This window comes from Ensifer sp. Root423 (genome assembly GCF_001426275.1).
Taxonomy (GTDB): domain Bacteria; phylum Pseudomonadota; class Alphaproteobacteria; order Rhizobiales; family Rhizobiaceae; genus Ensifer; species Ensifer adhaerens.
On the sequence record NZ_LMEG01000034.1, the window covers coordinates 35,840 to 48,887 of the forward strand.

Here is a 13,048-nt window from a genome sequence, read left to right on the forward strand (position 1 = left end):
CGTGGGAACCTTCCTCGCCCCATCACGTTTCGCCTCGTCTGCCACCCGCGATGAAGCTTGAAAGAGGGCATTTGAAAGAGTTGTATCGAAGTGCCACTGGGGGCGCGCACAGCGGCCGGTTCCGGCTTGATTCGGCTGTGCGCAAAACGTCCGATCTTGTATGAGCAATCCTTGCAAGCTGTTGGCACCACGGCTAAAAAATGCCATTTTCATGCATCACCGCGGCCTTGAAAACCAATGCGCCGCCGGCTTTGCGATCTCCGATGCCCAGTCGAGGGCGGTGCCTGTTACCGCCAGATCCCGGTTTCCCGGGAAATGACGGTGGATGGGAGGACACATGACCGTGTCTAGCAACGCGCCGGCTCAGCCTGATTTCTCAGGACCGCAGCCAACCCGGCACCCCGACGAGGGCCGGGCCGATCAACCCCGGTTGGATTCAGAACCCGTACCCATGCAGCTCCAAACTACGCCGCCCACCTCACCGCGCGAACCGGAAGCGAAGCAGATCGATTACAACGATTCGATCCGCTCCACCTTCTTTTCGATGGAGGACCTCCGGCAATGCGGCGAGGATCTCGCGGCCAAGGGTGTCTCCTCGCTGCCGGGCTTCTTCCCGTTCGAGTTCCGTCCGCGGCATCGCGAGAACGAGAACGAGATCCTGCGCGTCTACCGGGCGACGGCCGCGGACGTCGAGGCCGGGGCAACGATCACGCCGGCCGCCGAATGGCTGCTCGACAACCATCACGTCGTCGAAGAGGCGATCCAGGAAGTGCGGCGCGATTTCCCGCGCCGGTTCTATCGCCAGCTCCCGACGATTTCGGTTTCGGGCACGGTGATCCCGCGCACCATGGCGCTCGCCTGGCTCTACGCTGCCCACACCCACAGCACGGTGACCCGCGAAAGCATCACGGCGATGGTCGAGGGCTTCCAGAAGCACGAGACCTTCAAGATCGGCGAACTTTGGGCCTTGCCGTCGATCCTGCGCTTCGTGCTGATCGAGAACCTGCGTCGGATTGCCATCCGCGTTGAACGCTCGCGCGGCATGCGGCGCAAGGCAAACGACGTCGCCGACCAGATCATTCGCCTCAGCGATCCGGAAAAGTCGCGCACGCTGCTTGCGGAATCGGAAGCGCTGGCGGCCGACAACACCTTCGTCGCGCAACTGCTCTACCGCATGCGTGACGGGTCGCAGACCTCGGGCGCCGTGATCGGCTGGATCGAGGATCAGCTCGAGAAGCGCGGCAGCGATGTCGAAAGCGCGCTGGTCGCCGAGCAGAACCGTCTGTCGTCCGGCAATGCGACGATGAGCAACATCATCCGCAGCCTGCGCGAGATCGACGACACCGACTGGGCCGTCTGGTTCGAAAGCGTCAGCAAGATCGATGCGGCGCTGCGTGAAGGCTCCGATTATGCGGCGCTCGATTTCGGGTCGCGCAACAAGTACCGCGACACGATCGAAAAGCTGGCGCGCCGTTCGGGGCACAGCGAATTCGAAGTGACGCAAATCGCCATCCAGATGGTGCGCGAGGCGGAAGTCGTGGCCGAGACGGAAGCGCCGCTGCAGCAGCCGAATGTCGGATCCTTCCTCGTCGGCAAGCAACGCAAGCTTCTGGAAAAGAAGATCAGCTACCGGCCGTCGGTGCTGCAGACCATCATTCGCCTCAGCCGCAGGCTCGATTGGTTTGCGATCGCCGGGCCGAACATCCTTCTGACCATCCTGGCGATGATTGCCGTCTACTCCTTCGTCAGCCCGATGGCGATCCCGAGTGGCGCGAAGCTGATCATGCTGCTGCTTTTCGCGCTGCCGGCCTCGGAAGGCGCGATGGGCCTGTTCAACACGCTGGTGACGCTGTTCGTCAAACCGTCGCGACTGGTCGGCTACGAGTTCCTCGACGGGATCCCCGAGGACGCCCGAACGCTCGTTGCGGTGCCGTGCCTGATTTCCAAGCGCGATCACGTCGACGAACTGGTGCGCAATCTCGAGGTTCACTATCTCGCCAACCCGCGCGGTGAGATCTACTTTGCACTGGTCAGCGACTGGGCTGACAGCAAGGACGAGGAATCGAGCACCGACGCCGATGTGCTCGATTATGCCAAGCGCGAGATCGCTCAGCTCTCGGCGCGTTATGCCTATGACGGCAAGACCCGATTCTACCTGCTGCATCGCCGCCGCCTGTATAACGAGCAGGAAGGCGTGTGGATGGGCTGGGAGCGCAAGCGCGGCAAGCTGCACGAGCTGAACATGCTCTTGCGCGGTGACCGCGACACCTCGTTCCTGCAGGGCGCCAACACGGTGCCGGACAACGTTCAGTACGTGATGACGCTCGATTCCGACACGCGCCTGATGCGCGATGCGGTGACGAAGCTCGTCGGCAAGATGTACCATCCGATCAACCGTCCGGTTGTCGATCCGAAGACGCAGAACGTGATCGCCGGCTACAGCCTGCTGCAGCCGCGCGTCACGCCGTCGCTGACGACGGGCAGCGAAGCCTCCGCCTTCCAGCGCATCTTCTCCTCCAACCGCGGCATCGACCCTTACGTCTTCACCGTTTCGGACGTCTACCAGGACATTGCCGGCGAAGGCAGCTTCACCGGCAAGGGCCTCTATCATGTCGACGCCTTCGAGGCGGCGCTGAAGGGGCGCATCCAGGAAAACGCCGTTCTCAGCCACGACCTGCTCGAAGGGTCCTACGTGCGCTGCGCGCTGGTGACTGACGTCGAACTCGTCGAGGACTTCCCGACCCGCTACGAGGTGGAAATGTCGCGCCAGCATCGCTGGGCGCGCGGCGACTGGCAGCTGCTGCCCTATATCTTCAATCTGTCGAACGGGCTGTCGATGCTCGGACGTTGGAAGATGTACGACAACCTGCGCCGCTCGCTGATCCCGCTTGCCTGGCTCGTCGCCTCGGTCATGGGCTGGTACTACATGGAGCCGACCGAAGCGCTGATCTGGCAGATCGTGCTGATCTTCAGCCTGTTCGTGGCGCCGACGCTGTCGCTGATCAACGGCCTCCTGCCGCGCCGCAACGACATCGTTGCCCGAGCGCACCTGCATGCGGTGTTGAACGAAGTCCGTGCCGCCAACGCGCAGGTCGCGCTGCGCATCGTCTTCATCGCCCACAATGCGGCGATGATGGGCGACGCCATCGTGCGTTCGCTCTACCGCACGTTCGTCAGCGGCAAACTGATGCTGGAATGGCGCACGGCCGCGCAGGTGCAGAGCGCCGGCCACGGCACCATTGGCGACTATTACCGCGCCATGTGGGTTGCGCCGGCGCTGTCGGCGATCTCGCTGGCCCTTGCGGCGATTTCCGACACCGGCCTGCCCTTCATCGGCATTCCCTTTGCGCTGCTGTGGGCCCTGTCTCCAGCCGTTGCCTGGTTCGTCAGCCAGTCGGCCGAAACCGAAGACCAGCTCGTCGTTTCCGATGAGGCGATCGACGAGATGCGCCTGATCGCGCGCCGCACCTGGCGATACTTCGAGACCTTCGTCACCGCCGAGCAGCACTTCCTGCCGCCGGACAACTTCCAGGAAACGCCGCAGCCGGTTCTCGCCGAGCGGACGTCGCCGACGAATATCGGCGTCTACCTGCTCTCCGTCATGTCGGCGCGCGATTTCGGCTGGATCGGCTTCGAGGAGACGATCAACCGGCTGGAACAGACGATCGCCACCATCGACCGGATGCCGAAATATCGCGGCCACCTGTTCAACTGGTACCGGACGAATACGCTCGAAACCATGGAGCCGCGCTACATTTCGTCGGTCGACAGCGGCAATCTGGCCGGTCATCTGATCGCCGTGTCGTCAATGTGTCGCGACTGGGCCGAAGCGCCGTCGGCGCATGTCCAGGGCAGTCTCACCGGTATCGGCGACGTCGCTGCGATCCTTCAGGAGGTGCTGCGCGACCTGCCCGACGACCGCAAGACGGTGCGTCCGTTGCGTCGCCTGATCGAAGAACGCATCGTCGGCTTCCAGAACGCGCTCGCCGCGATCATGCGCGAACACGAGTTCGCTTCGATCCGCGTGATCAACCTGGCCGTTCTGGCGCGCGACATGCACAAGCTCACCGTCAATCTCGACCATGAGGTGCGCACGCCGCAAAGCAGCGAAGTGACGAAGTGGGCCAACTCGCTCGTCACCACCTGCGAAGCCCATATCGCCGATGGCGTCTTCGATCTCGGCGCAATCGAATCGCTGCGCCAGCGCCTGCTGGTGATGAAGGACCGGGCACGCGACATCGCCTTCTCGATGGATTTCGGTTTCCTGTTCCGTCCGGAGCGGCGCCTGCTGTCGATCGGCTTCCGCGTCAACGCCAACGAGCTCGACGAGGCCTGCTACGACCTTCTTGCGTCGGAAGCCCGTCTCACCAGCCTGTTTGCCATCGCCAAGGGCGATCTTCCGACGGAGCACTGGTACAAGCTCGGCCGGCCGATCGTGCCGATCGGCGCACGCGGTGCGCTGATCTCCTGGTCCGGCTCGATGTTCGAATACCTGATGCCGCCTTTGGTCATGCAGGAGCGTCAGGGTGGTATCCTCAACCAGACCAACAATCTGGTCGTGAAGGAACAGATCAACCACGGCCGTCGCCTCGGCACGCCGTGGGGCATCTCGGAAGCCGCCTTCAACGCGCGTGACCACGAGCTCACCTACCAATACACCAACTTCGGTGTGCCGACGCTCGGTCTCAAGCGTGGTCTCGGCCAGAACGCGGTCATCGCGCCCTACGCCTCGATCCTCGCCTGCATGTACGATCCGAAGTCGGCGCTCGCCAACCTCGGGCGTCTCCGCGAGGTCGGCGCGCTCGGCGCATACGGCTACCACGACGCCGTCGACTTCACGCCGACGCGCGTGCCTGAGGGCCAGAAGTGCGCGGTGGTTCGCAACTACTATGCCCACCACCATGGCATGTCGATCGCGGCTGTCGCCAACGTCGTCTTCAACGGCCGCCTGCGCGAGTGGTTCCACGCCGATCCGGTGATCGAAGCCGCCGAACTGCTGCTGCAGGAAAAGGCGCCGCGCGACATTCCGATCATGAATGCTAAGCGCGAGCCGGAATCGGTCGGCAAGGGCCAGGACGATCTCCTGCGCCCTGAGGTCCGCATCATCGAGAACCCGCTTTCGCAGGACCGCGAGACCGTGTTCCTCTCCAACGGCCATTACTCGGTGATGCTGACGGCCAACGGCGCCGGTTACGCCCGCTGGAACGGCCAGTCGGTTACCCGCTGGAAGCCGGATCCGGTCGAGGACCGTACCGGTACCTTCATCTTCCTGCGCGATACGACGACCGGCGACTGGTGGTCGGCGACGTCGGAGCCGCGACGCGCGGCCGGTGAGAAGATGCTGACGCGCTTCGGCGACGACAAGGCGGAATTCGTCAAGACCGTCGGTGATCTCACCAGCGAGGTGGAATGCATCGTCGCCACCGAACACGATGCCGAAGGGCGCCGGGTCATGCTGCTCAACACCGGCACCCAGGACCGCTTCATCGAAGTGACCTCCTATGCCGAGCCTGTGCTTTCGACTGACGAGGCCGACAGCGCACACCCGGCGTTTTCGAAGATGTTCCTGCGCACGGAAATCAGCCGCCGCGGCGATGTCATTCGCGTCAGCCGCAACAAGCGCAGCTCCGGCGATCCGGACATGGAAGTGGCGCATCTCGTCACCGACAATGCCGGTAGCGACCGCCATACGGAAGCCGAGACCGACCGTCGCCGCTTCATCGGCCCGGGCCGCACGCTTGCCGAAGCCGCTGCCTTCGATACGGATGCGGTGCTTTCCGGCACGGACGGCTTCACGCTCGATCCGATCATGTCGCTGCGCCGGGTTGTGCGCGTACCCGCCGGCAAGAAGGTCAGCGTCGTCTTCTGGACGATCGCCGCCCCGAGCCGCGAGGAGGTCGATCGCGCGATCGATCGCTACCGCCATCCGGAGACCTTCAACCAGGAGCTCATCCACGCCTGGACCCGCAGCCAGGTGCAGATGCGCCATGTCGGCGTGACCTCGCAGGAAGCGGCAAGCTTCCAGATGCTCGGCCGCTACCTCGTCTATCCGGACATGCATCTGCGCGCCGATTCGGCGACGGTTCAGGCCGGCCTCGATTCTCAGTCGAAGCTCTGGCCGCTGGCGATTTCGGGCGACTACCCGATCTTCTGCCTGCGCATCAATGACGACGGCGATCTCGGCATCGCCCGTGAGGCGCTGCGCGCCCAGGAATACCTGCGCGCCCGCGGCATCACCGCCGATCTCGTGATCATCAACGAGCGCGCCTCGTCCTATGCCCAGGACATGCAGCACGCGCTCGACTCCATGTGCGAGAACCTGAGGCTTCGCGGTCTCTCGGACGGTCCGCGCCAGCACATCTTCTCGGTGCGCCGCGACCTGATGGAGGCGGAGACGTGGTCGACCTTGCTGTCGGCCTCGCGCGCGGTCTTCCATGCCCGCAACGGCACGATCTCCGACCAGATCGCCCGCGCCAACTCGCTCTATTCGCCGGCACCGGTGAAAGGCTCCGAAAAGAGCGCCGAGTTCTCAGGCCCGCTGCTGGCAGCGCCGCAGGAGGACGCGGATGCCGCTCCGGCGGAAATCAAGGGCGATGGCCTTTCCTTCTGGAACGGCTTCGGCGGTTTCGCCGATGGCGGTCGCGAATACGTCGTGCGCCTGCGCGGCGGCGAAGCGACGCCGCAGCCCTGGATCAATGTCATCTCCCATGATGCTTTCGGCTTCCACATCTCAGCCGAGGGTGCGGCCTATTCCTGGAGCCGCAACTCGCGCGACTACCAGCTGACGCCCTGGACCAATGATACGGTCGTCAACCGGCCGGGCGAAGCCATCTTCATCCGCGACATGGCAAGCGGCACGGTCGCCACGCCCTATGCGGCGCTCTCGCGCCGCCGTTCCGTCGTCTTCGAGACGGCGCACGGGCTCGGCTATTCGATCTTCCGCAGCACCCAGGACGACCTTGAGATCGAGGTCGTCCAGACGGTGCATCGCAACCTGCCGGCCAAGCTCGTCCGCGTGTCTGTCCGCAACCGTGCGGCGTCGGCGCGGCAGTTGAGGCTCTATGGCTACAACGAGTGGGTACTTGGCAACAACCGTGCCCGTTCGGCGCCCTTCGTCCTTTCGAAATGGGACGAGACGGCCGAGGCGCTGGTGGCGACCAACCCTTACAGCATCGATTTTGCCGGCCGATCCGCCTTCTTCGCCGTCGATGGCGGCGATGCGGCCGGCTACACAGCCAGCCGCCGGGAGTTCCTGGGCGCGATCGGCGGCATTCTGGCGCCGCAGGCGGTCACTTCTGGTGCCGATCTTTCGGGCTCCGTCGATGTCGACGGCGATCCTTGCGCGGTGGTCGCAACGGACATTTCCATCGAGCCCGGTGCCGAACGGCAGGTCACGTTCATCCTCGGCGATACCGATACGGACGATCAGGTTCGAGCCATCATCGGCGAACTGCGTGAGACCGCGTTCGACACGGTGCTTGAGGCGAACAAGACGTTCTGGCGCGAATTCACCGACATCGTGAAGGTGGAAACGCCGGATCCGGCCTTCAACGCCATGATCAACAACTGGCTGCCCTATCAGAGCCTCGGTTGCCGCATCATGGCGCGCTCGGCCTTCTATCAGGCAAGCGGTGCCTTCGGTTTCCGCGACCAGTTGCAGGATACGCTGGCGTTCCTGATCCATCGTCCGGAACTCGCCCGGGCACAGATCCTCAACGCTGCCTCCCGCCAGTTTACCGAAGGCGACGTGCAGCATTGGTGGCTGCCGGGAACAGGCGCTGGCGTGCGCACGATGATCTCCGACGACGTCGTCTGGCTCGCCCATGCCGTGACCCGCTATTGCACGGTGACCGGCACGTCCGATCTCCTTGCCGAGAAGCTTGCCTTCATCACTGGCCCGGCGCTCGAAGCGGGGCAGCACGACGCCTTCTACAAGCCGGAGATTTCCGAAGAGGTCGGCGACGTCTACGAGCATTGCGCCCGTGCACTCGATCTTGCGATCAAGCGGACCGGTGAGAACGGCCTGCCACTGTTCCTTGCCGGCGACTGGAACGATGGCATGAACCGGGTGGGCGAGAAGGGGCAAGGCACGAGCACCTGGCTCGGCTGGTTCCTCGCCGGCACGCTGCGTGGCTTCCTGCCCTTCGCGCGCGAGCGCAAGGACGAGGCGCGCATCACGCGCTGGGAGGCGCATCTCGAAGCGCTCAAGAAGGCGCTCGCGACCGCCGGCTGGGATGGCGACTACTACCGTCGCGGCTATTACGACGATGGCACGCCGCTTGGCACGAGTGAGGCTCTGGAGTGCCGGATCGATTCGATCGCTCAGTCCTGGAGCGTGCTTTCGGGCGAAGGCGACGAGCAGCGTTCGCTGAAGGCGATGGACGCAGTCATGGCTGAACTGGTCGACCCCGACCAGCGCATCGTGCGGCTGTTCACACCGCCGCTCGAGCGGACGTCGCAGGATCCGGGCTACATCAAGGCCTATCCGCCGGGCGTGCGCGAGAATGGCGGGCAATATACTCACGCCGCCACCTGGGTCGCCTTGGCCTTTGCCGAACAGGGCAGGGCGGAAGAGGCCTGGCGGGTCTTCCAGATGCTGAATCCGATCTCGCATGCCGAAAACCGCGAAGCGGCGGAACACTATCGCGTCGAGCCCTATGTCGTTGCCGCCGATATCTACGGCGAAGGCGATCTGGCGGGGCGTGGCGGCTGGACCTGGTATACGGGATCTGCCGGCTGGCTCTACCGTGTCGGCGTCGAGGGCATCCTCGGTATTCGCCGGCAGGGCGACAGGCTGGTCATCCGTCCGGTGCTGCCGGCAGCCTGGAACGGCTACTCGGCCGAAGTGACGCTCAATGGCGCGCGGCACAAGATTTCGGTCGAACGCGACAAGAAAAGTGGCGAGCCGATCGTCAGCGTCAACAATAGTGTCACAAAAAACGCGCATGAAGGCATTTTGCTGTAACGGCCGGCATTGAAGACAGGATGAAACCGGCTTTGTTCCCGCAAGGGCAAGGCCGGTTTTTCTTTGCGGATTTGCCGGCGGCGCGACCTCGACGGCTGAGCGTCGTGCAGGAATTCAAAGTCCTACAGCGACCTTTGCGCGTCTGATAAGACGCGCGGCGCTGTAGATTTCGTGAGCGGGGTGCCGGGCGGGAAACCGCCTGCAGATGGCCTCCCGCTCTCCTTCATGGTGCCGGGCATCGCGCGAAAGGCGGGACGTCGGTACCCGTTTCAACAGGGATGGGGCAGGGGCGCCAAATCCTGGAAAACGGACCGCATGCTGCAAAAGACTTTTCAGGGTGGCGTCGACCCGATGTCCGCCCGATTGGTTCCGAAGGAGCGTGACACACGCCTTGATGTGTTCAGGGCGCTGTGTCTTCTGACGATTTTCGTCAATCACGTTCCCGGGCAATATCTCGAATACCTGACCCACAAGAACTTCGGCTTTTCCGATTCCGCTGAAGCTTTCGTCTTAATCTCGGGCCTCTCGGTCGGGATCGCCTATGGCGGCAAGTTCGTCTCCGGCGGTCGGCTGGCCATGCCGCTCAAAATCTGGCGCCGGGCCCTGGCGCTTTACGTCGCCCACATCATGACGAGCATCGTAACGCTGGCGATCTTTGCCGGCGGCGCGATCTACTTCGGAAGGCAGGACCTGATCGGCGAGATCAACATCCGCCCGATGGTGGAGCAGACGGAGCAGGGCATCGTTGCCATGGTGCTCTTGGGACATCAGCTCGGCTACAACAACATCCTGTCGATGTATGCGGCGCTGTTCCTGCTGCTGCCGGGCATCCTCTGGCTGAACGGCGTCAGCAAGAAACAGCTGCTTCTGCTCTCGGCCGCGCTGTGGTTCGCCGCGGGCATCTTCAAGTTCGTGCCGTCGAACTTCCTCGACGAGGGCTACTGGTTTCTCAATCCCTGGTCCTGGCAGTTCCTGTTCGTCATCGGCGTGGTGATGATGACCTATGTGCGCAACGGCGGATCGCTGCCGCGCTGGCCCTGGCTGGTCATGCTGTCCTGTGCCTATCTTGCCGTTTCCGCCGTCTGGGTCTTGTTCTCGTTCTGGAGCATCGACCTCTCCTTCGGTCTTCCGGCCGTTCTGACAGGCTTTGATAAGACCTTCCTGTCCACGCCGCGATTGCTGCATGTGCTGGCGCTCGGCTACGTCATCGCGGTGACGCCTCGGATCAGCAACCTCGCCAAACTCGACCGCGACCATCCGCTGGCGGTGGTCGGCCGGCATTCGCTACCGATCTTCATCTTCGGCACGATCCTGGCGATGTCCGGCCAGGTGCTGCTGTTCGTGACAGGGAAGAACCCGGTCTTCGGCAGCCTCTTCGTGCTCGCCGGCATCGGCCTGCACTTTGCCTATGCCTATTATCTTGAATGGCTGCGCGGCATCGCGTCTGCCAAACCGCTAAGGGCGGCGTAGCAAGCGCCGCCCTTGACCGTGCGTCAGCATCAGGTTCGGGAACCCAGCGCCAGGCGGCAGGCAAGCCCCGTGAACACGCCGGCGAGAAGGTATTGCGGCAGTTTCGGGAAACGCCGGAAGCCGGAAAGTCTTGCGCGCAGATGGCCGCCAACAAGGATGACAGTGCCGTTCACGAGCAAGCCGATCCCGTTCAGGATGGTCGCAAGCAGAAGCATCTGCAGGACCATCGACCCGCCATTCGGGTCCACGAACTGGGGAAAAAGGGCCAGCACGAACAGCGCCATCTTCGGATTGAGCAGGTTCGTCATCAGTCCCTCGCCGAAGACCCGCCGGCGTGAGAGCCGCTTGAGCGTCGACGTCGGGGACGCGCCCGAGGGATGCGAACGTACCGTCTTCCAGGCGAGATAAAGCAGATAGGCGCAGCCCGCCCAGCGCACGATCTCATAGGCAACCGGTACGGTGAGGAAGAGCTGCGAGAGGCCGAGCGCCGCCGCGAGCGCATGGCAGTAGGTGCCAAGCGCGATGCCGGCATAGGTGAGAAACCCGACGGCACGGCCCTGGCTGAGGCTGCGAGACGCAATCAGCAGCATGTCAGGGCCGGGCGTTGCGGTCAGCACGAGGCTTGCGGCGGCAAACAGAGCGATGGTGGAGATATCCGGCATTGGTGATTCCCTTGGAATTGAAGCCGGAATTCCCGTCTACCAACAATTTGGCGAATGACAAGACTTCCTGATGCGGCGCTTGTCCAAAAAGAAAAGCCACCCGCGGCTAACCGCGGGTGGCTTGATGTACGATTTGCCTGACGTCGGGCGAGCGTTACGCTGCCGTGTGGCTCATGCGGACGTCGTCGTCCGTCAGGATGCCGCTGGCGCGGAGCAGGGCTGCAAAGCGGCCGTTGCTCTGGCTGAGCTCGTTGAAACCGCCCATCTCGACGATCCGGCCCTGGTCCATGAAGACCACCAGGTCGGCCTCGCGCACCGTCGACAGGCGGTGGGCGATGATGAAGGTCGTGCGGTTCTTGCGCAGCGCATCGATCGCATCCTTGACGCGGTTCTCGGTCTCGACGTCGAGCGCGCTGGTCGCCTCGTCGAGCACCAGGATCGGCGCGTTCTTGAGGATGGCGCGAGCGATGGCCACACGCTGGCGCTCGCCACCCGACAGACGGTTGCCGCGCTCGCCGACGACCGTATCGTAACCGGTCGTGCGGCCCTCGATGAAGTCGCAGGCAGCAGCCGCTTCGGCGGCAGCCATGACTTCCTCGATCGTCGCGTCGTCACGGCCAAGCCGGATGTTTTCCGAGATCGAGCGGTTCATCAGGCCCGCATCCTGGAAGACGGTGGCGATCGAACGGCGCAGCGACTTGCGCGTTACCTTCGAGATGTCGTTGCCGTCGATCAGGATCTGGCCGTCGCGCGGATCGTGGACGCGTTGCAAGAGGTTGACGAGCGTCGTCTTGCCGGCACCCGTCGGGCCGACGATGGCGATCGTCTGGCCGGCCTTGGCGGTGAACGAGACGTTGTGCACGCCCTGGTTCGTGTTGGCAAAGTCGAAGGAGACGTTGCGGAACTCGACCTCGCCGACAACCGGCGGCAGCTCGGTCGCGCCGGCCGGCTCGTCGCGTTCGCGCACGGCGTCTTCGAGGGTGAAGAAGTCCTCGAGCTTGGCACGAGCTTCGAAGATCTGCGTGACGAAGGCTTTCATCTGGTCGAGGCGGCCGATCAGCAGGTTGGCAAAGCCGATGAAGGCGATGACTTCGCCGACGCCGAGTTCGCCGCGCTGCACCAGCACGGTACCGATCACGAGGATCGCCATCATCGAGATGGTCGAGGCGACGCGGTTCAGCCCGCTTGCGAGTGCCCACCAGTCGAGTACCGGGAACTGGGCCGAGATCAGCCGCTCGGTGAACTTCTTCAGCTCGCGGGTTTCAGCCTCGATGCGGTTGTAGCTGTGCACAACCGAAACGTTGCTGATCGCGTCGGAAACGTGCGAGAAAACCGTGTGGTAGTGGTTCTCGACCGAAGCCTGGCCCTCCTTGGTGCGGCTCATGACCACCTTGCTGATCACCACATAGAGCGCGCCGAGTACGACGAGCACGAGCGACAGGCGCACGTCCATGGCAAAGGCGGTCGGAACGAGCAGAACGAGGGCTACGGCGGTCGCCAGATGCTGGCGCATGAATTCGAGCCAGAGACCGAAGAGGGTTTCGCAGGCGCGAAGCAGCGTGTGCAGGGCGTTGGACGTGCCGCGCTGGCTATGCCAGGCAAGCGGCATGGAAACGATGCGGCCGAAGGCTTCCGTCAGGAGCGTGGCGCGGCGGCCATGGGCCAGCCGGTCGGCCTCGCGGGCGACGAGCACGAAGGCGACGGTGTTGAAGACGCCGAGGCCTGCCCACATGAGCAGCATCGGCGTGACTTCGCCCTTCGACGAGATGGCGTCGATGATACGACCGAACAGGATCGGTTCGGCAATTGTGATCGCTGCCAGAACGACGTTGGCAAGCACGATCGCTGAGACGCGAAACTTGTGAACCGCAAGATACTGGAGCGCTCTTGCATACACCTGGAACAATGACACTGTCTCACCCCTTCCGGGTACCGGATTTGACGCGCCGCA

General features: G+C 63.7%; 4 protein-coding genes. 2 read left to right on the forward strand and 2 right to left on the reverse strand.

Annotated elements, in window-relative coordinates; translation table 11 throughout:
• The first annotated feature begins 337 nt into the window (after positions 1 to 337).
• Positions 338 to 8,965, forward strand: coding sequence for a cyclic beta-(1,2)-glucan synthase (ndvB, locus tag ASD01_RS23810; RefSeq protein WP_034802977.1), 8,628 nt, complete (start codon positions 338 to 340; stop codon positions 8,963 to 8,965).
• Between the two features lie 315 nt (positions 8,966 to 9,280).
• The gene (locus tag ASD01_RS23815; RefSeq protein WP_060644527.1) at positions 9,281 to 10,435 is read left to right on the forward strand and encodes an OpgC family protein; all 1,155 of its coding nucleotides are present in this window, start codon (positions 9,281 to 9,283) and stop codon (positions 10,433 to 10,435) included.
• Positions 10,436 to 10,464: 29 nt separating this feature from the next.
• On the opposite strand, the gene ASD01_RS23820 is transcribed toward ASD01_RS23815, so the two are convergent.
• Together ASD01_RS23820 and ASD01_RS23825 are read right to left on the reverse strand one after the other, a co-directional pair.
• On the reverse strand, positions 10,465 to 11,097 hold the full coding sequence (locus ASD01_RS23820; RefSeq protein ID WP_034802973.1) for a LysE family translocator: 633 nt from the start codon (positions 11,095 to 11,097) through the stop codon (positions 10,465 to 10,467).
• A gap of 154 nt (positions 11,098 to 11,251) precedes the next feature.
• Positions 11,252 to 13,009 carry a glucan ABC transporter ATP-binding protein/ permease gene (locus ASD01_RS23825; protein ID WP_034802972.1) on the reverse strand — a complete coding sequence of 586 codons (1,758 nt, stop codon included), beginning with the start codon at positions 13,007 to 13,009 and terminating at the stop codon, positions 11,252 to 11,254.
• Between the last annotated feature and the right edge of the window lie 39 nt (positions 13,010 to 13,048).

What these genes read in the sequence shown, in the direction of transcription:
- ndvB (WP_034802977.1), top strand. Translation starts at nt 338, where the DNA reads ATGACCGTGTCTAGCAACGCGCCGGCTCAGCCTGATTTCTCAGGACCG.
- ASD01_RS23815 (WP_060644527.1), top strand. Translation starts at nt 9,281, where the DNA reads ATGCTGCAAAAGACTTTTCAGGGTGGCGTCGACCCGATGTCCGCCCGA.
- ASD01_RS23820 (WP_034802973.1), bottom strand. Translation starts at nt 11,097, where the DNA reads ATGCCGGATATCTCCACCATCGCTCTGTTTGCCGCCGCAAGCCTCGTG.